This is a genomic window from Streptococcus sp. 1643, from assembly GCF_006228325.1.
Classification (GTDB): Bacteria; Bacillota; Bacilli; order Lactobacillales; family Streptococcaceae; genus Streptococcus.
Window position 1 is genome coordinate 327455 of record NZ_CP040231.1, and the last position, 18791, is coordinate 346245.

At 43.1% G+C, this 18791-nt stretch carries 22 protein-coding genes; all 22 read left to right on the top strand.

Going from position 1 to position 18791, the window contains the following annotated elements:
• The first annotated feature begins 19 nt into the window (after positions 1–19).
• On the top strand, positions 20–313 hold the full coding sequence (gene rnpM / locus FD735_RS01840; protein ID WP_000857560.1) for an RNase P modulator RnpM: 294 nt from the start codon (positions 20–22) through the stop codon (positions 311–313).
• Entirely contained in the window at positions 306–605 is a 300-nt protein-coding gene (locus FD735_RS01845; RefSeq protein ID WP_001041396.1) for a YlxQ-related RNA-binding protein, read from the top strand. Before rnpM ends, FD735_RS01845 begins: the two co-directional genes overlap by 8 nt.
• Before the next feature lie 16 nt (positions 606–621).
• Positions 622–3408 (top strand): translation initiation factor IF-2, encoded by a 2787-nt coding sequence (infB, locus tag FD735_RS01850; protein WP_139658351.1) that lies wholly within the window; start codon positions 622–624, stop codon positions 3406–3408.
• Between the two features lie 165 nt (positions 3409–3573).
• A complete protein-coding gene (gene rbfA, locus FD735_RS01855) occupies positions 3574–3924 on the top strand; it encodes a 30S ribosome-binding factor RbfA (protein ID WP_001273601.1) in 351 nt (116 codons plus the stop codon).
• 150 nt (positions 3925–4074) lie between these two features.
• Positions 4075–4854 (top strand): hypothetical protein, encoded by a 780-nt coding sequence (locus FD735_RS01860; RefSeq protein WP_001118427.1) that lies wholly within the window; start codon positions 4075–4077, stop codon positions 4852–4854.
• Position 4855: 1 nt separating this feature from the next.
• Positions 4856–5038, top strand: a complete 183-nt coding sequence (locus FD735_RS01865) for a hypothetical protein (RefSeq protein WP_000505781.1) — start codon at positions 4856–4858, stop codon at positions 5036–5038.
• Between the two features lie 213 nt (positions 5039–5251).
• Positions 5252–5485, top strand: coding sequence for a DUF1858 domain-containing protein (locus FD735_RS01870; RefSeq protein WP_000368739.1), 234 nt, complete (start codon positions 5252–5254; stop codon positions 5483–5485).
• Positions 5485–6819, top strand: a complete 1335-nt coding sequence (locus tag FD735_RS01875) for a DUF438 domain-containing protein (RefSeq protein ID WP_139658352.1) — start codon at positions 5485–5487, stop codon at positions 6817–6819. Before FD735_RS01870 ends, FD735_RS01875 begins: the two co-directional genes overlap by 1 nt.
• Before the next feature lie 9 nt (positions 6820–6828).
• Positions 6829–7083, top strand: coding sequence for a DUF1912 family protein (locus FD735_RS01880; RefSeq protein WP_000119718.1), 255 nt, complete (start codon positions 6829–6831; stop codon positions 7081–7083).
• A gap of 97 nt (positions 7084–7180) precedes the next feature.
• Complete coding sequence (locus FD735_RS01885; protein WP_000038700.1) at positions 7181–7576, top strand: helix-hairpin-helix domain-containing protein; 396 nt, start codon at positions 7181–7183, stop codon at positions 7574–7576.
• Positions 7577–7833: 257 nt separating this feature from the next.
• Positions 7834–8394, top strand: coding sequence for a GNAT family N-acetyltransferase (locus tag FD735_RS01890; protein ID WP_139658353.1), 561 nt, complete (start codon positions 7834–7836; stop codon positions 8392–8394).
• The gene (locus tag FD735_RS01895; RefSeq protein ID WP_125422726.1) at positions 8394–8972 is read left to right on the top strand and encodes an AAA family ATPase; all 579 of its coding nucleotides are present in this window, start codon (positions 8394–8396) and stop codon (positions 8970–8972) included. The genes FD735_RS01890 and FD735_RS01895 overlap by 1 nt, the downstream gene beginning before the upstream one ends.
• Positions 8965–11616, top strand: a complete 2652-nt coding sequence (locus FD735_RS01900; RefSeq protein ID WP_139658354.1) for a valine--tRNA ligase — start codon at positions 8965–8967, stop codon at positions 11614–11616. The genes FD735_RS01895 and FD735_RS01900 overlap by 8 nt, the downstream gene beginning before the upstream one ends.
• A 69-nt stretch (positions 11617–11685) precedes the next feature.
• Complete coding sequence (locus FD735_RS01905) at positions 11686–12441, top strand: DUF3883 domain-containing protein (protein ID WP_176553046.1); 756 nt, start codon at positions 11686–11688, stop codon at positions 12439–12441.
• A gap of 37 nt (positions 12442–12478) precedes the next feature.
• Positions 12479–12622, top strand: a complete 144-nt coding sequence (locus FD735_RS01910) for a hypothetical protein (RefSeq protein WP_176553047.1) — start codon at positions 12479–12481, stop codon at positions 12620–12622.
• A gap of 115 nt (positions 12623–12737) precedes the next feature.
• Positions 12738–13313, top strand: coding sequence for a TetR/AcrR family transcriptional regulator (locus FD735_RS01915; RefSeq protein WP_139658357.1), 576 nt, complete (start codon positions 12738–12740; stop codon positions 13311–13313).
• Positions 13310–13990: an ABC transporter ATP-binding protein gene (locus FD735_RS01920; RefSeq protein WP_139658358.1), complete on the top strand. Its 681-nt coding sequence runs from the start codon at positions 13310–13312 to the stop codon at positions 13988–13990. Before FD735_RS01915 ends, FD735_RS01920 begins: the two co-directional genes overlap by 4 nt.
• Positions 13991–13993: 3 nt before the next feature.
• Positions 13994–15139, top strand: coding sequence for an FtsX-like permease family protein (locus FD735_RS01925; protein ID WP_139658359.1), 1146 nt, complete (start codon positions 13994–13996; stop codon positions 15137–15139).
• Between the two features lie 404 nt (positions 15140–15543).
• Positions 15544–16134, top strand: coding sequence for a DNA-directed RNA polymerase subunit delta (gene rpoE, locus FD735_RS01930; protein WP_000418415.1), 591 nt, complete (start codon positions 15544–15546; stop codon positions 16132–16134).
• 330 nt (positions 16135–16464) lie between these two features.
• Complete coding sequence (locus tag FD735_RS01935) at positions 16465–18072, top strand: CTP synthase (RefSeq protein ID WP_139658360.1); 1608 nt, start codon at positions 16465–16467, stop codon at positions 18070–18072.
• A 96-nt stretch (positions 18073–18168) separates the two neighbouring features.
• Positions 18169–18468, top strand: a complete 300-nt coding sequence (locus FD735_RS01940) for a DUF4651 domain-containing protein (RefSeq protein ID WP_002875970.1) — start codon at positions 18169–18171, stop codon at positions 18466–18468.
• On the top strand, positions 18465–18782 hold the full coding sequence (locus tag FD735_RS01945) for a thioredoxin family protein (RefSeq protein WP_139658361.1): 318 nt from the start codon (positions 18465–18467) through the stop codon (positions 18780–18782). Before FD735_RS01940 ends, FD735_RS01945 begins: the two co-directional genes overlap by 4 nt.
• The last annotated feature ends 9 nt before the right edge of the window (positions 18783–18791 follow it).

Consider the following 18791-nt stretch of genomic DNA (forward strand, 5'->3'; position numbering starts at 1 on the left):
GCTGCTAGAGGAGGGAAAGATGAAAACAAGAAAAATCCCTTTGCGCAAGTCTGTTGTATCCAATGAAGTGATTGATAAGCGTGATTTGCTCCGCATTGTCAAGAACAAAGAAGGACAGGTCTTTATCGATCCGACAGGCAAGGCCAATGGCCGTGGCGCTTATATCAAGCTAGACAATGCAGAAGCCCTAGAGGCAAAAAAGAAGAAAGTCTTTAACCGCAGCTTTAACATGGAAGTGGAAGAAAGCTTTTATGACGAGTTGATCGCTTATGTGGATCACAAAGTGAAAAGAAGAGAGTTAGGACTTGAATAAGCAAAAGATAAGCAATCTCTTGGGACTTGCTCAACGAGCAGGCCGGATCATATCAGGTGAGGAATTGGTGGTTAAAGCCATCCAAGACCAGAAAGCCAAGCTAGTCTTTCTAGCTCATGATGCTGGTCCCAATCTGACCAAGAAGATTCAAGATAAAAGTGACTATTATCAAGTAGAAGTTATAACCGTGTTTTCAACACTGGAATTAAGCATAGCAGTCGGAAAATCGCGAAAGGTTTTGGCTGTGACAGATGCTGGATTTACAAAGAAAATGAGGTCTCTTATGGAATAGAAGAGGAGGACATGATTTGTCTAAGAAAAGATTGTACGAAATCGCAAAAGAACTTGGAAAAGAAAGTAAAGAAGTTGTAGCGCGTGCAAAAGAGTTGGGCTTGGATGTGAAAAGCCACTCATCGAGCGTGGAAGCTGCTGCTGCTGAGCAAATTGCTGCCAGCTTTAAATCGGCACCTGCTCCTAAGGCAGAAGCAAAACCTGCAGCACCAAAAGCAAGTGTAGAAAAGAAAGCAGAAAAGCCTGTATCAGCTAAACCAGTAGCCGCTAAGGAAGAAAGTAAACCAGCTGCACCTGCAGCTCCTAAGGCAGAAAAAGTAGTGGCCGCAAGACCACAGAGTCGAAACTTCAAGGCGGAGCGTGAGGCGCGTGCCAAAGAGCAGGCAGAACGACGCAAACAAAATAAGGGCAACAACCGTGACCAACAACAAAATGGTAACCGTCAGAAAAACGATGGTCGTAATGGTGGCAAACCTGGTCAAGGAAACCGCGACAATCGCCGTTTCAACGACCAAGGGAAAAAACCACAAGGTCAAGGGAATCGTGGCAATGATCGCCGTCAGCAACAAGACTTCCAGCCAAAACAAGCTGGACCACGTGTTGACTTTAAAGCCCGTGCAGCAGCCCTAAAAGCAGAGCAAAATGCAGAATACGCACGCTCAAGCGAGGAGCGCTTCAAACAATCGCAAGCTGCCAAAGAAGCCTTGGCTCAAGCTAACAAACGCAAGGAGCCAGAGGAAATCTTTGAAGAAGCTGCTAAACTAGCTGAACAAACGCAGCCAGCCGTAACAGTAGCTCCTGTAGCGAAAGAAGCGCCAGTGGATACACGTCGTAAAAAACAAGCTCGACCAGACAAAGAACGTGACGATTATGATCACGAAGAAGATGGTCCTAGAAAACAACAAAAGAATCGAAGTAGTCAGAATCAAGTGAGAAATCAAAGAAATAGTAACTGGAATAACAACAAGAAAAATAAAAAAGGGAACAAGCAAAACAACCGTAACCAGACTCCAAAACCTGTTACAGAGCGTAAGTTCCACGAATTGCCAACAGAATTTGAGTATACAGATGGTATGACTGTTGCGGAAATCGCAAAACGTATCAAACGTGAACCAGCTGAAATCGTTAAGAAACTCTTTATGATGGGTGTGATGGCCACACAAAACCAATCCTTAGATGGAGAAACCATCGAACTCCTCATGGTGGATTACGGTATCGAAGCCAAACAAAAGGTTGAAGTGGATAATGCCGACATCGAACGTTTCTTTGTAGAAGATGGCTATCTTAACGAAGATGAATTGGTTGAGCGTCCACCAGTTGTAACCATCATGGGACACGTTGACCATGGTAAAACAACCCTCTTGGATACCCTTCGTAACTCTCGTGTTGCGACAGGTGAAGCAGGTGGTATCACGCAGCATATCGGTGCCTACCAAATCGTGGAAAATGGCAAGAAGATTACCTTCCTTGATACACCAGGACACGCGGCCTTTACCTCTATGCGTGCGCGTGGTGCATCTGTTACCGATATTACTATCTTGGTTGTAGCGGCCGACGACGGGGTTATGCCTCAGACTATCGAAGCCATCAACCACTCAAAAGCGGCAAACGTTCCAATTATCGTAGCCATCAATAAGATTGATAAACCAGGTGCCAACCCAGAACGTGTTATCGGTGAATTGGCTGAACACGGTGTCATGTCAACTGCTTGGGGTGGAGATTCTGAATTTGTTGAAATCTCAGCTAAATTCAACCAAAATATCGAAGAACTCTTGGAAACAGTCCTTCTTGTAGCTGAAATCCAAGAACTCAAAGCAGACCCAACAGTTCGTGCGATCGGTACTGTTATCGAGGCTCGCTTGGACAAAGGAAAAGGTGCGGTCGCAACCCTTCTTGTTCAACAAGGTACCTTGAATGTCCAAGACCCAATCGTTGTCGGAAATACCTTCGGTCGTGTCCGTGCCATGACCAATGACCTTGGTCGTCGTGTTAAGGTTGCAGGTCCATCAACACCAGTTTCTATCACAGGTTTGAACGAAGCGCCAATGGCGGGTGACCACTTTGCCGTTTACGAAGATGAAAAATCTGCGCGTGCGGCCGGTGAAGAACGTGCAAAACGTGCCCTCATGAAACAACGCCAAGCTACCCAACGTGTCAGCCTTGAAAACCTCTTTGATACGCTTAAAGCTGGTGAGCTTAAGTCAGTTAATGTTATCATCAAGGCCGACGTACAAGGTTCTGTTGAAGCCCTTTCTGCCTCACTTCAAAAGATCGATGTAGAAGGTGTCAAAGTCACCATTGTCCACTCGGCAGTCGGTGCTATCAACGAATCTGATGTGACCCTTGCGGAAGCTTCAAATGCCTTTATCATTGGTTTCAACGTACGCCCTACACCACAAGCGCGCCAACAAGCCGAAGCTGACGATGTTGAAATCCGTCTTCACAGCATTATCTATAAGGTTATCGAAGAGATGGAAGAAGCCATGAAAGGGATGCTTGACCCAGAATTTGAAGAAAAAGTTATCGGTGAAGCAGTTATCCGTGAAACCTTTAAGGTATCTAAAGTCGGAACTATCGGTGGATTCATGGTTATCAACGGTAAGGTTACCCGTGATTCTAAAGTCCGTGTTATCCGTGACGGTGTCGTAATCTATGATGGCGAACTCGCAAGCTTGAAACACTACAAAGACGACGTTAAAGAAGTTACAAACGGTCGTGAAGGTGGTCTCATGATCGATGGCTACAATGATATCAAGACTGATGATGTGATTGAGGCATATGTCATGGAAGAAATCAAACGATAATAGAGAAACGATAGCTCATTTGACTCGTTGTCAACAGCGCCTTGATGAACTTTAGTTCTATCAAAGGCTTGTTTCCTAGATTCAAATGGCTCTAGTTCCTCTATCTATTAAAAATAGCTAGGTCTGCTGGCCTAGCTTTTGGTTCAAAGTAGAGAAAGGAATATCATGGCAAATCATTTCCGTACGGATCGTGTGGGCATGGAAATCAAGCGTGAAGTCAATGAGATTTTGCAAAAGAAAGTCCGTGATCCGCGTGTCCAAGGTGTGACCATTACAGATGTTCAGATGCTGGGTGACTTGTCTGTTGCCAAGGTTTACTACACCATTTTGAGTAACCTTGCTTCAGATAATCAAAAAGCTCAAATCGGGCTTGAAAAAGCAACTGGTACCATCAAACGTGAACTTGGTCGCAATTTGAAATTGTACAAAATCCCAGATTTAACCTTCGTCAAAGATGAGTCCATCGAATATGGAAACAAGATTGACGAGATGCTACGCAATCTGGATAAGAACTAAAAAAGAGGGGTGCCCCTCTTTTTTGTTGCCAGAGCATGATCATTGCTATTTGACGATGTATCCATCTGATAAAAATCGGTTTAAAAAATTTGTATATTTCGAATAGTATGATATGATAAAGCTTGATATAAATGAAAAACGGAGAGATATATGGCTAAACAAGATATAGCTATGCAAGTACTGCAACAAGTGGTGAAACTTCCCGTAGTCAAGGTCGATCGAGAAAGATTTTTGGTAGAAAAGTTTTCAAAGGAATTAGACCGTAAGGATATTCCAACTTTGATTGAACAAGGACCGACTTCTTTGTTGCCTCAAGAAAGCTTGGATAGAGTGGCCAAGGCCTGTATTAAAGACAATGTCCTGTTAGCCAGTGGAACTTCGGTTTTGGCAGGTCTACCTGGAGGGATTGTCATGGCGATCACTATCCCGACAGACGTAGCCCAGTTTTATGCTTTTTCATTGAAATTAGCTCAAGAACTAGGGTATATTTACGGATTTGATGATCTTTGGGCATCGCGCAATGAGTTAAGCGAGGAAGCTAAAAACACACTTCTACTGTATCTCGGTGTGATGCTGGGAGTAAATGGCGCAGGTGCCCTGCTTCGATCAGGCGGTGTGACAGTAGCCAAGCAAGTCATAAAAGTAGTGAACAAGAAAGCCTTGACAAAAACTCTTTGGTATCCAATTTTAGAAAAAGTTTTGAAAATTTTTGGTGTCAATCTGACAAAAGGAGGCCTAGCTAAAGGGATGGGGAAAGTGATTCCTATCCTAGGTGGAGTCATTTCTGGTGGCTTAACCTTTGCGACCATGAAACCGATGGGAGAAAGATTGCAACAGGAATTGTCCAAGCTAGTCAACTACAATGAAGTGCAATATCAAAGAGACGTTGATACTATCCGAAAAGAGGTCGAAATCATCGAAGGAGAGTAATATGGGATTCATTAAAATTCTAGCCAAGACTTACGGGAATTACTTTTTCGTGATGCAAAGCGTCAAAGTCCTGAAGAACATGAAAAAAGATGACAATGCTCTAGTAGGTTTCGGGAAAGTACTGCTTGCTGACAAGCTGATGGATGTAGCCCAGTGGCTCGCAAAACCAGATGATAAGGAATAACTTGAAATGAAAGAAACTAGCAGGAATTCCACTGCTAGTTTTTTAATCTCTTCCCATATGGTATAATATAAGCAGTAAAATCATTTTATACTCTTCGAAAATCTCTTCAAACCACGTCAGCTTCACCTTGCCGTACTTAAGTACAGCCTGCGGCTAGCTTCCTAGTTTGCTCTTTGATTTTCATTGAGTATTAGAACATACATGGAGGTCGTCATGGACAATATCATCGATGTGTCAATACCCGTTGCAGAAGTGGTAGACAAGCACCCAGAAGTTTTGGAAATCCTAGTGGAGCTCGGTTTTAAACCACTTGCTAATCCCTTGATGCGCAACACAGTCGGTCGCAAAGTATCGCTGAAGCAGGGTTCTAAACTTGAAGGAACTCCTATGGACAAGATTGTCCGCACGCTAGAAGCGAACGGCTATGAAGTGATTGGATTAGACTAATGGCAGATGAACGGATTCATATCCTACGGGATATTTTGTTAGAATTGCACAATGGCGCCTCTCCTGAGTCAGTTCAGGAGCGTTTTGATGCGACCTTTACAGGTGTGTCAGCCATCGAGATTTCCCTCATGGAGCACGAGCTGATGAACTCAGACTCAGGTGTCACCTTTGAAGATGTCATGGAACTTTGTGATGTCCATGCCAATCTTTTTAAAAATGCTGTTAAGGGTGTTGAAGTGGAAGATACCGAGCATCCTGGTCATCCAGTTCGCGTCTTCAAGGATGAAAATCTGGCTCTCCGTGCAGCTTTGATTCGCATTCGGAGACTGTTGGATACCTATGAGTCTATGGAAGATGAGGAAATGCTGGCAGAGATGCGCAAGGGCTTGGTCCGTCAAATGGGGCTGTTGGGGCAATTTGACATCCACTATCAGCGCAAGGAAGAGCTCTTTTTTCCCATCATGGAGCGCTATGGTCACGATTCACCTCCAAAAGTTATGTGGGGAGTGGATGATCAGATCAGAGAACTCTTTCAGACAGCTCTAGCGACGGCTAAGGCACTACCAGAAGTGGCGATTTCCACTGTAAAGGAGGCCTTTGAAGCTTTTGCGACAGAGTTTGAAAGTATGATTTTCAAGGAAGAGTCCATCCTCCTCATGATTCTCCTTGAGTCTTTCACTCAGGATGACTGGCTTCAGATTGCGGAGGAGAGTGATGCCTATGGTTATGCCATCATCCGTCCGTCAGAGAAATGGGTGCCAGAACGACAGAGCTTTGTTGAGGAAAAGAGTGCAGAGGAGTCAGTACAACTAGACACGGCAGAAGGTCAAGTTCAGCAAGTTATCGATACACCAGAAGGCCAGTTCACCATTACCTTTACCCCTAAGGAAAAGGAAGCAGTGCTGGACCGTCATTGTCAACAGGCTTTTGGCAATGGCTATCTCTCCGTCGATCAGGCCAACCTCATCCTCAATCACCTCCCTATGGAGATCACTTTTGTCAATAAAGACGACATTTTTCAGTATTACAATGACAATACGCCAGCTGATGAGATGATTTTCAAACGGACGCCATCCCAAGTCGGGCGCAATGTTGAACTCTGCCATCCGCCCAAGTATCTAGAAAAGGTGAAGGCCGTTATGAAAGGTCTTCGTGAAGGGGTCAAGGACAAGTATGAAATGTGGTTCAAGTCAGAGTCGCGAGGCAAGTTTGTCCACATCACCTATGCCGCAGTACACGATGAAAACGGAGAATTCCAAGGCGTGCTAGAGTATGTTCAGGATATCCAACCCTACCGAGAGATTGATACGGACTATTTCCGTGGATTAGAATAAGGAGAATCAATGAGTTACGAACAAGAATTTATGAAGGAATTTGAAACCTGGGTCAATACCCAGATCATGATTAACGATATGGCGCACAAGGAAAGTCAAAAGGTCTACGAAGAAGACCAAGACGAACGTGCCAAAGATGCCATGATTCGCTACGAAAGTCGCTTGGATGCTTATCAGTTCTTGCTTGGTAAGTTTGAAAACTTCAAAGCAGGCAAGGGATTTCATGATTTGCCAGAAGGATTGTTTGGTGAGCGAAACTATTAAAATACAGATACTTTCTTGATTTTTTCCCAAAATCTTGATAGAATATCTTTATTAAATCCTTGTCAGAGCAGGGATTTTTTATTGAAAGGATTTTATCATGTCAAAGAAACTCCAACGTAAAAAACAATTGCGAAATAGCCTTCGTCGCTCAGGTGCCTTTTCAAGTACGGTGACCAAAGTTGTCGAAGAGACCAAGAAAGTTGTGAAACACGCAGAAAAATCTGCCAGCGAAGCAGGAAAAGTTGTCTCTAAAAAAGTGGAACAAGCAGTAGAAGCGACTAAGGAACAAGCTCAAAAAGTAGCGAATTCAGTAGAAGATTTTGCAGCGACTTTGGGTGGCCTCTCAGTAGATCGTGCTAAGACTTTCTATGATGAAGGTATCAAGTCAGCTTCTGACTTCAAAAACTGGACAGAAAAAGAACTCCTTGCCTTGAAAGGAATCGGCCCAGCTACGATTAAGAAATTAAAAGAACACGGAATCAGCTTCAAGTAATTTTTCTTGTCCCTTGCATTTCCGAGAAAAACTTGCTACAATAAAGCCATCAGAGGTGTTTTGAATCCCACATTTTACAGAAAGTGGCGGAGCTGAGAAGTCCACAAATGTGTCAAAACTGGTTGCTGATGGATGAAAAATTGAAATAAACAAAGATGCGGGCCTTGCCCGAAATTGGGTGGTACCGCGGATAAGCATATTCGTCCCTGTCATGTAGATGGCAGGGACGATTTTTTTGTAGAAAGCGAGGTAGAAGGATGACAAGAGCAGAGTTGCCAGAACATTTAGAAACTGAACGGCTTGTTTTACGAGTCCGTACCGTGGCTGATGTTGTGGATATCTTTGACTATGCCAGTAGGCCAGAAGTTTCCTACCCAGCAGGCTTTCCTCCCGTCAAGACCTTGGAAGATGAGATTTATTATCTGGAGCATATCCTTCCTGAGCGTAATCAAAAGGAAAATCTACCAGCGGGATACGGGATTGTCGTTAAAGGAACCGATAAGGTCATCGGCTCTGTTGATTTCCCTCGTCGTCGCGAGGATGATGTCTTGGAGATTGGCTATATCTTACATCCAGACCATTGGGGTCTAGGTTATGTTCTAGAGGCGGCACGTGCCTTGATTGACCTAGCTTTTAAAGAATTGAATCTGCATAAGATTGAACTGACTTGTTTTGGCAACAATATCAAAAGTCAACGAGTCGCAGAGAAACTTGGCTTCACCCTCGAAGCTCGCATAAGAGACCGCAAAGATGCCCAAGGAAATCGCTGTGATGATTTGAGATACGGCTTGCTGAAGAGTGAGTGGGAGGTGATTTGATGCATCTTTTCATCATTGGGGCTCCAGCTTCTGGGAAAATGACGATTGGTCAAGAGTTATCTCGACTGACGAATGCTACCCTCTTTTATAACCATCAAGCCATCGATTTTGCGCTAGAAATCTATCAGGACTATACAAAGGAAATGTGGGAATTTGTTCGTGGAATTACCTTTTCTTTCCTTGGAGCAAGTGCTAGGAATCAGCGATCTGTGATTTTAACAGACGTAATTGATTTTTCAAATCAGTACCAGCTGCTGTATTTGAAGCAAATTCAGGATTTGTTGGATGATTATCATCAAGAGATTCTGTTTGTTGAGTTGGAAACGACACTTGAGGAGCGCTTACATCGAAATCGAACGGAGAATCGATTAAAGCACAAACCCTTAAAACGGCATGTTGAGATATCTGAAAGAGAAATTTTGGATACTGCTGAAACACTTCAATTAAATTCCCAACATCAACCGAATGAGTTGTACCACTACCTTAAAATAAATAATACGAATCTGTCTGGAGCCGAAGTTGCCAAGCAGATTCAAGATAAAATGAATACAATAGAGAAAGGACAAACACATGTCTAAAGAACTTTCACCTAAATACAATCCAGCCGAAGTTGAGGCTGGTCGTTACCAAAAATGGCTTGATGCCGATGTTTTCAAGCCTTCAGGCGATCAAAAGGCTAAGCCATATTCTATCGTCATTCCACCACCAAACGTAACTGGGAAACTCCACCTTGGTCACGCTTGGGACACGACTTTGCAGGATATTATCATCCGACAAAAACGTATGCAAGGTTTTGATACGCTTTGGCTTCCTGGTATGGACCACGCGGGGATTGCTACTCAGGCTAAGGTTGAGGAGCGCTTGCGTGGTGAGGGCATTACGCGTTATGACCTCGGTCGTGAAAAATTCTTGGAAAAAGTCTGGGAATGGAAAGACGAATATGCTACTACCATCAAGGAACAATGGGGCAAGATGGGTCTCTCTGTAGACTACTCTCGTGAGCGTTTCACCCTTGACGAAGGTTTGTCGAAAGCCGTTCGCAAGGTCTTTGTGGACCTTTACAAGAAAGGCTGGATCTACCGTGGTGAGTTTATCATCAACTGGGATCCAGCAGCTCGCACAGCCCTTTCTGATATCGAAGTGATTCACAAGGATGTCGAAGGTGCCTTCTACCACATGAACTACATGCTAGAAGACGGTTCACGCGCCCTTGAAGTTGCGACAACTCGTCCAGAGACCATGTTTGGGGACGTTGCGGTTGCGGTCAATCCAGAAGACCCACGCTACAAGGAATTGATTGGTAAAAACGTCATCCTTCCAATCGCTAATAAACTAATTCCAATCGTTGGGGATGAACACGCTGACCCTGAGTTTGGTACTGGTGTCGTGAAAATCACACCTGCCCATGATCCAAACGACTTCTTGGTTGGTCAACGTCATAACTTGCCACAAGTTAACGTCATGAACGACGACGGAACCATGAATGACTTGGCCTTCGAATTTGCAGGTATGGACCGTTTTGAAGCTCGTAAGGCAGTCGTTGCTAAGTTGGAAGAAATCGGTGCCCTCGTTAAAATTGAAAAACGTGTTCACAGTGTTGGTCACTCAGAACGTACAGGTGTTGTGGTTGAACCACGCTTGTCTACTCAATGGTTCGTCAAGATGGATCAATTGGCTAAAAATGCCATTGCCAACCAAGATACAGAAGACAAGGTAGAATTCTACCCACCTCGTTTCAACGATACCTTCCTTCAATGGATGGAAAATGTCCATGATTGGGTAATCTCTCGTCAGCTCTGGTGGGGTCACCAAATCCCTGCTTGGTACAATGCTGAGGGTGAAATGTACGTTGGCGAAGAAGCTCCAGAAGGCGACGGATGGACTCAGGACGAAGATGTCTTGGATACTTGGTTCAGTTCTGCCCTCTGGCCATTCTCAACCATGGGCTGGCCTGATGTCGACTCAGAAGACTTCAAACGTTACTTCCCAACTTCAACCTTGGTAACAGGTTACGACATCATCTTCTTCTGGGTGTCTCGTATGATCTTCCAATCTCTGGAATTCACAGGTCGTCAGCCATTCCAAAACGTCCTTATTCACGGTCTCATCCGTGACGAGCAAGGACGCAAGATGTCTAAATCTCTCGGTAACGGGATTGACCCGATGGATGTTATCGAGAAATACGGTGCCGATGCCCTTCGTTGGTTCCTTTCAAACGGTTCTGCACCAGGGCAAGACGTGCGCTTCTCTTACGAGAAAATGGATGCTTCATGGAACTTCATTAACAAGATCTGGAACATCTCTCGCTATATCCTCATGAACAATGAAGGCTTGACTCTCGAGCAAGCAACTGCCAATGTCGAAAAAGTTACCAACAAGGAAGCTGGAAACGTCACAGACCGCTGGATCCTCCACAACCTCAATGAAACGATCGGAAAAGTCACTGAAAACTTTGATAAATTTGAGTTTGGTGTTGCTGGACACATCCTCTACAACTTCATCTGGGATGAGTTTGCGGACTGGTACGTTGAGTTGACCAAGGAAGTCCTTTATAGCGATAATGAAGAAGAGAAAGTCATCACACGTTCTGTTCTCCTTTATACTTTGGACAAGATCCTTCGTCTCCTTCACCCAATCATGCCATTCGTGACAGAGGAAATCTTTGGACAAATCTCAGAAGCTTCTATCGTTACAGCAGCATACCCAACTGTCAATCCAGCCTTTGAAGACCTTGCTGCCCACACAGGTGTGGAGAGTCTCAAAGACTTGATCCGTGCTGTTCGGAATGCGCGTGCGGAAGTAAACGTAGCACCAAGCAAGCCTATCACCATCCTTGTCAAGACAAGCGATAGCGACTTGGAAGCTTTCTTTAACAGCAATGTCAACTACATCAAACGCTTCACAAATCCAGAACACTTGGAAATCGCATCAAACATCCCTGCACCTGAACTCGCTATGTCAAGCGTCATCACAGGAGCAGAAATCTACTTGCCACTCGCAGACCTCCTCAATATCGAAGAAGAATTAGCTCGTCTCGACAAGGAACTGGCTAAATGGCAAAAAGAACTGGATATGGTTGGTAAGAAGCTCTCTAACGAACGCTTCGTAGCCAACGCCAAACCAGAAGTCGTCCAAAAAGAACGCGACAAACAAGCCGACTACCAAGCCAAATACGATGCGACCGTCGCACGTATTGATGAGATGAAGAAGTTGGTGAAATAAACATAGAAACACGGTGGTAAGCCGTGTTTTTTTGTATAATGAAATCAATATCTATTGATGGAGAAAGTTATGTCCAAACACCCTCATTATGAATTGTTAAATTTAATTGGCTATGGTCTTGCCAAATTTGATAAGTTGTTTATAAAAGAGTTTCAATGCTCTAGTAAATCTGAGTTTTATCGTTATATAGTTTCTTTGGGTTTCGCAGAAACGACAGGTGTAGTTAAAAATAGAATGGATTTATTTGACCCCTATTTTGAGAACAATCGGAAAGGTTGGTGGCAAAAAGCCGAAGTTTACCGTTTTCGTAAAGATTTAATTGATATGATGTTTGGGAATGAAGATGTTCACAGTTATGCAGAAATCGTTAAAATGTTGCTTGCAAGTGAAGTGGAGAAAACAGGCATAACCATCGTTGAAAAACCAATAATTAGAACTAAATTCAAACGTCTACAAGAAACTGGAATGAAAGCAGAAAATTACTTTATACTCCATTTTGATAAAGAAGAAAAATTTCAAGGTGGACAATTAACCGATGCCCGTCTTTATGGTGATGGATATGATTTCCAAGTAGATGTTCAAGAACATTCTTATCTTGCCGAAGTTAAAGGAATTCGAAAACCTAAGGGTCGCATTCGATTGACTTCCAGAGAATATGAAAAAGCCAAAGAGTTTAAATCAGATTTTATTTTATCCTTGGTTACCAACCTGGATGATATTCCAAAGTTAGTATTAATCGATAATCCATTGAATCATTTTGAATTTAAAAAGAGTATCATAAAGAATGAAGTTATAGAATACAGAAGTCTTGAAGATTTATATTAGTTCCCCTTAACTTTTCCAGCTGAAGGAACGAGAGGTTTTGACAGGACAACGACTCAACGAACTAGAAATCAATGGTATTGGCTTAACCAAGTTTAAAAATGGGGAAATCGGGATTGAATTCATCTGGCTTGATACCGAAAATCCACCTAGCGATGCTATCGGCTGGGTAGCAAAGAAATAAAAAGTCCGCTGTTTTTTTTGGTGTTTTACAGTTTTTTCTTGACAAGTCTTTCTTTTTTATGGTATTCTTTTATGCAACAAATGTTGCGCAACAAATGTTGCGCGAAAGGAGTCTTATGCCACCAAAGGTTAAATTTAGTAAAGAGACTATCATTGGGACAGCTTTACAATTGGTGAGAGAAGAGGGCATGGCTAGTTTGACGGCTCGAGCATTAGCGGAGCAACTGGGAGCCACACCAAGAGTCATTTTTGGGCAATTTGCCAATATGGCCGAGTTACAAGCAGAGGTTATTGTTGCTGCAGAGATGGTCGTAGTGGAGTATATACGAAAGGCTTTAGAAGATGAGAAGCCATTTCGATCTGTCGGGGTTGCTTATATCCTGTTCGCCTCAAAAGAGCCCCAACTTTTTCAATTGCTTTTCCAAAATCCTAGCAAAGATCCGATTCGTCGCTTTCAAGATTTTCTTCCCATGAAGGATCATAGTTACCAATTGGTTCTGGAATCGATTGTAGCAGACTATCCATTGACGTTAGAGGAGGCTAGTCGCCTGTACCAGCATTTATTTATCTACTCACACGGCATGGCCTCTATGGTTGCTTCTGGTATTTATCAATTCAGCATGGAAGAAGTGATTGGTTTATTGACAGAAGTTTGTCAATCTCTCATCAAAGAAATGGTAGAAAAGAAATGATTCAACTAAAAAATGTTTACAAAGGCTATGGCCAAACCAAGGTTTTAAAAGGGATTGATTTGCAGATTCAAGATCAGGATGATGTAGTTATCCTAGGTCCTTCTGGATCGGGCAAGTCAACTCTCTTAAATGTGTTATCAGGATTAGAAAAGGTAGACGAGGGGCATATCCTCATTCAAGGGCAGGATTTATCGCAACTCACAGATGCTCAATTGACAGCCTTTAGACGTGAGAAGATAGCCTTTATTTTTCAGCAGTATTATTTATTACCGAATCTAACGGTTAGACAAAATGTAAAGATGGGGGCAGACCTAGCAAACAATCATGATTTTTTGCAGATCATTGAGGATTTGGGCCTTGGAGATAAGCTGGACAAATATCCGAGTGAATTGTCTGGTGGGGAACAGCAGAGAGTCTCCATTGCTCGGGCCTTGGCCAAAAAGCCAGAGATTCTTTTCTTAGATGAGCCGACGGGCGCCCTGGATGAAGAAACAGGGCGAAAGATTCTCGACTATATCTGGAAATTGAAGGAAAAGCTGGGCTTTACCTTGATTATGGTGACACACAATCAAAATATTGCGGATATGGCCAGAACTATTATCCGTGTCAATAGTGGCAAGATTACAGAAGTTGAGACCAATGATCAACCTCAGACTGCTTATGAGATTGGATGGTAAGCCATGTTTTCAGTAAAAGATATTCGTAAATTAGTTGTCGTCAGTATCATTGGGGCTTGTGCGGTCTTTGTGGCCAATCTCTTCTTGAATTTTTACCTGGATATCGAGCAGTTGGAGATTTCTAAAATCAATCCCATGATGCAGACCTACTATGATGCCCAGGTTTCGCTTTCCTGGATGGTGGCCATGGTCAGTGGGGTTGTCTTGTCCTTGACGTCGGTCCTTCTCATGTGTTTTTATATCAAACAATTTGTCGATGACCACAAGGAACAATTAGGAATTTTAAAGGCTTTGGGATACAGCAATGGCCAGTTAGCTAAACGGTTTTGGGCCTTTGGGCTCAGTTTTGGAGCTGGAGCGCTTCTTGGCTATTTAGCTTCTTTTCTAATGATGGGACATTTTTATGACTTTCGCAATGAGAAGGGGATTTTGCCAGAAATTACCATTCATTTTCACTGGCAGCTCTTGATCGCTTTAGTGATACTGCCAACGACTTTCTTTATGGTTCTTGCGATTGGCTATGCTAGAAGACAACTACAAACGCCGGCCCTTCGCCTATTGAAAAAATCCCCAACACCGATTAAGGCCAAAAGGAAAAAAAGTGCTCCTAAGAAAGAAAAATCCTTCCAAAAAGAGCTGTCTTCGTCGCTGATTTGGGGGAGAAAATCGATCCTGTTTTTTGTAGTCTTTGGCTCTATGTGTTTTGCGGCCATGGTTCAATTGTCCTTTGGTCTAAGGGACTACACAGATGACATCATCCAAACCATGATGATCATGATTGGCTTGATCCTTTCTTTCTCTATTCTCTTTTTGTCACTAGGGATTGTCGTCTCAGAAAGCCGCGAAACCCTGGCTCTTATGAAGGCTTTTGGCTACACAGATCGTGAATACCAAGATCATATCCTATCTCCCTATCGTTTCTGGGCCTATCTAGGATTTGTTCTTGGGACGGCTTATCAGTACACTATCATGGAAATCTTGATTGGTGTGATCAAAGATACGATTCCTGAAAAGATTGAGCATCACTTTGATGGGAATGTTTGCTTCTGGACTTTGATCGGTTTTGCTGTGGTTTATGAAAGCCTCTTTTATCTATCCAACAGAAAACTCCAAAAGCAAACCATCAAAGAAGTACTCTTAGCTGAATAAATAGAGAAGGTTGGATTCTCCAGCCTTTTTCTTATGAAACTCATTAACAAGAGAAGGATTTTTCACTATTCTAGGGAAAATGAAATAAAGGAAAGAAAACGAAGTTACTGGCAGGACCTGAAATGATCTTTTTACTTGATTTGATGCAACAAATAATCCTTTATCTTTGTAGGAATCCTCTTGCAGTTTGTGGTTGGTATTAGAGTTGCAGCCTTGAGTTATAAATAAATCAATATACCTGTGGTCATGTTACACAGGTCTTTCAATTAGCTGAAATATTTCACCTTTATTTTTCCTTAACCTTTGACTATTCCGCAAAATTATCGTACAATAAAGAGTACATGATAAAATGAGGTCGGAGTCTGTTCGCTCTGGCGATAGTAGTAAAAATGAGGAGAAACGCTTTGGAATTAGAAGTATTTGCTGGGCAAGAAAAAAGTGAACTATCTATGATTGAGGTAGCGCGTGCTATCTTGGAACTTCGTGGTCGCGATCATGAGATGCATTTTAGCGATCTTGTAAATGAAATTCAAAACTACCTTGGAACATCAAACAGCGATATCCGCGAAGCTTTGCCTTTGTTCTACACAGAGTTGAACTTTGACGGTAGCTTCATCTCTCTTGGAGACAACAAATGGGGTCTTCGTTCATGGTATGGTGTAGACGAAATTGACGAAGAAATCATCGCTCTTGAAGAAAGTGACGACGATGAAGTAGCTCCAAAAGCTAAGAAAAAACGTGTCAATGCCTTCATGGATGGCGATTCAGATGCTATTGACTACAATGCGGATGATCCAGAAGACGAAGATGCGTACGAAGCAGACCCAGCTCTTTCATACGATGATGAAAATCCAGATGATGAGAAAAATGAAGTGGAAGCTTACGATGCAGAAATCAACGAAATCGCTCCTGATGACTTGGGCGAAGACGTGGATCTCAACGAAGAAGACGACGAGTTTTCTGACGATGATGCTGAAACGAGTGAAGAAGAGTAAAAGACTTCACAGAGGAGATCGCCTGATCTCCTTTTTTGTCGCTTGGGCAAAGTAGTTGAGTGATACATCCGTTTGGATGTGGATCTTTAGTTCGTTTTCTGAAAGCAATCTTCTTATTTTCAGGTTTTACCGATTCGGATTGACAAATGTTCTGCTTTGAGGTATTATATTGTTCGGGCACCTCTTTTAGAGGTCGGGCTCTCTAGTTACTAGGGAGCTATTTTTGTTTTTTCAGGAAGTTTTTCTTGAAAAGTCGTTATCCATAAAGGTCTTGTTCTCTATCTCCCCTTGTAGTTAACAAGACCTTGAGCATTTTAGAAAGAGGAATCTATGTCAACGAAATATATTTTTGTAACTGGTGGTGTGGTATCGTCTATTGGGAAAGGGATTGTCGCAGCAAGTCTGGGCCGCCTCTTGAAAAATCGTGGTCTCAAAGTAACTATTCAGAAGTTTGACCCTTATATCAATATCGACCCGGGAACTATGAGTCCTTACCAGCACGGGGAAGTCTTTGTGACAGATGATGGGGCTGAGACCGATTTGGACTTGGGCCACTATGAACGTTTCATCGATATCAATCTCAACAAATATTCCAACGTGACAACTGGTAAAATCTACAGTGAAGTTCTTCGTAAGGAACGCCGTGGCGAATACCTTGGGGCAACTGTCCAAGTCATTCCTCATATCACAGATGCTTTGAAAGAGAAAATCAAGCGTGCTGCTGTAACGACAGACTCGGATGTCATTATCACAGAGGTTGGTGGAACTGTTGGAGATATCGAGTCCTTGCCATTCCTAGAGGCCCTTCGTCAGATGAAGGCAGATGTGGGGGCAGATAACGTCATGTACATCCATACAACCTTGCTTCCTTACCTCAAGGCTGCTGGTGAGATGAAGACCAAACCAACTCAGCATTCTGTAAAAGAATTGCGTGGTTTGGGAATCCAGCCAAATATGTTGGTCATTCGTACAGAAAAACCAGCTGGTCAGGGCATTAAAAATAAACTAGCTCAGTTCTGTGATGTGGCACCAGAAGCTGTTATTGAATCTTTGGATGTTGAACACCTTTACCAAATTCCATTGAACTTGCAGGCGCAAGGCATGGACCAAATTGTTTGTGATCATTTGAAATTAGATGCACCAGCAGCGGATATGACAGAGTGGTCAGCCATGGTGGACAAGGTCATGAACCTGAAAAAACAAGTCAAGATCTCCCTCGTTGGTAAGTATGTGGAGTTGCAAGATGCCTACATCTCTGTGGTTGAAGCTTTGAAACACTCTGGGTATGCCAACGACGCAGAAGTGAAGATTAATTGGATCAATGCCAATGATGTGACAGCAGAGAATGTAGCAGATCTCTTGTCTGATGCGGACGGAATCATCGTACCAGGAGGTTTTGGTCAACGTGGTACGGAAGGGAAAATCCAAGCCATTCGCTATGCGCGTGAAAATGATGTTCCAATGTTGGGAGTCTGCTTGGGAATGCAGTTGACTTGTATCGAGTTTGCTCGTCACGTTTTAGGTCTTGAAGGTGCCAATTCTGCAGAACTTGCACCAGATACAAAATATCCTATCATTGATATCATGCGTGATCAGGTTGATGTTGAGGATATGGGTGGCACCCTTCGTTTGGGACTTTATCCATCTAAGTTGAAACGTGGCTCTAAAGCAGCGGCTGCTTATCATAATCAAGAAGTGGTGCAACGCCGTCACCGTCACCGATATGAGTTTAACAACGTCTTTCGTGAACAGTTTGAGGCAGCAGGTTTTGTCTTTTCAGGAGTTTCTCCAGACAATCGTTTGGTAGAAATTGTGGAAATTCCTGAAAATAAATTCTTTGTGGCTTGTCAGTATCACCCTGAACTTTCAAGTCGTCCGAACCGTCCAGAAGAACTCTACACTGCCTTTGTGACTGCAGCAGTTGAAAATAGTAACTAGTTATCTTCTAACCTCTGAGAATAATCTCAGAGGTTTTTTAATTGCCTTGCTCCTATACGGCTTCCCTATTTGTCCTAGAGCCCTTTTTGTGTTACAATGAATGGTATGAAAGCTAAGAAATTATGGATGACTGGCTTGACTGTGGCTGGTCTAAGTGCCCTTGCTTTGGGGGCTAAAAAAGCAGCAGATAATCACAAGCTCATGAAGACTCAGGAAGAGTTGACCGCTATCGTGCGCGAACTTTTCTCAGATATGGGTGAGATTGCGACTCTCTATGTTCAAGTCTACGAAAGTAGCCTAGAGCGACTTGTCGGAGGAGTCATTTTCGAGGATGGTCGTCACTATACCTTTGTCTATGAGAATGAAGACCTAGTCTATGAGGAGGAAGTCTTATGATTACTCCCGATAGTATAGAAGAACTAGCAGGTTTTGTCGAGCAAGATGGCAAGAAGGTCTTTCTTTTTGTGGCGGACTGGTGTGGCGATTGTCGTTATATCTATCCTGCCTTGCCAGAGATTGAGGAGACAAATCCAGAGTTCACCTTTATTCGAGTGGACCGTGACCAGTACATGGATCTAGCCAAACTCTGGGATGTGTACGGCATTCCTAGTCTTGTTGTTTTAGAAAAGGACAAGGAAATCGGTCGTTTTGTCAATCGTGACCGTAAAAGCAAGGAAGAAATTAACGACTTTTTAGTAGGACTGAAATAGGAGAAAAGA

Coding starts and splice junctions, on each gene's coding strand:
- FD735_RS01945 (WP_139658361.1), top strand. CDS start 18,465: ATGATTACTCCCGATAGTATAGAAGAACTAGCAGGTTTTGTCGAGCAA.
- FD735_RS01920 (WP_139658358.1), top strand. CDS start 13,310: ATGATTCAACTAAAAAATGTTTACAAAGGCTATGGCCAAACCAAGGTT.
- FD735_RS01915 (WP_139658357.1), top strand. CDS start 12,738: ATGCCACCAAAGGTTAAATTTAGTAAAGAGACTATCATTGGGACAGCT.
- FD735_RS01865 (WP_000505781.1), top strand. CDS start 4,856: ATGGGATTCATTAAAATTCTAGCCAAGACTTACGGGAATTACTTTTTC.
- FD735_RS01925 (WP_139658359.1), top strand. CDS start 13,994: ATGTTTTCAGTAAAAGATATTCGTAAATTAGTTGTCGTCAGTATCATT.
- rbfA (WP_001273601.1), top strand. CDS start 3,574: ATGGCAAATCATTTCCGTACGGATCGTGTGGGCATGGAAATCAAGCGT.
- FD735_RS01895 (WP_125422726.1), top strand. CDS start 8,394: ATGCATCTTTTCATCATTGGGGCTCCAGCTTCTGGGAAAATGACGATT.
- FD735_RS01900 (WP_139658354.1), top strand. CDS start 8,965: ATGTCTAAAGAACTTTCACCTAAATACAATCCAGCCGAAGTTGAGGCT.
- FD735_RS01890 (WP_139658353.1), top strand. CDS start 7,834: ATGACAAGAGCAGAGTTGCCAGAACATTTAGAAACTGAACGGCTTGTT.
- FD735_RS01905 (WP_176553046.1), top strand. CDS start 11,686: ATGTCCAAACACCCTCATTATGAATTGTTAAATTTAATTGGCTATGGT.
- FD735_RS01935 (WP_139658360.1), top strand. CDS start 16,465: ATGTCAACGAAATATATTTTTGTAACTGGTGGTGTGGTATCGTCTATT.
- FD735_RS01875 (WP_139658352.1), top strand. CDS start 5,485: ATGGCAGATGAACGGATTCATATCCTACGGGATATTTTGTTAGAATTG.
- FD735_RS01940 (WP_002875970.1), top strand. CDS start 18,169: ATGAATGGTATGAAAGCTAAGAAATTATGGATGACTGGCTTGACTGTG.
- FD735_RS01880 (WP_000119718.1), top strand. CDS start 6,829: ATGAGTTACGAACAAGAATTTATGAAGGAATTTGAAACCTGGGTCAAT.
- FD735_RS01860 (WP_001118427.1), top strand. CDS start 4,075: ATGGCTAAACAAGATATAGCTATGCAAGTACTGCAACAAGTGGTGAAA.
- FD735_RS01885 (WP_000038700.1), top strand. CDS start 7,181: ATGTCAAAGAAACTCCAACGTAAAAAACAATTGCGAAATAGCCTTCGT.
- rnpM (WP_000857560.1), top strand. CDS start 20: ATGAAAACAAGAAAAATCCCTTTGCGCAAGTCTGTTGTATCCAATGAA.
- FD735_RS01870 (WP_000368739.1), top strand. CDS start 5,252: ATGGACAATATCATCGATGTGTCAATACCCGTTGCAGAAGTGGTAGAC.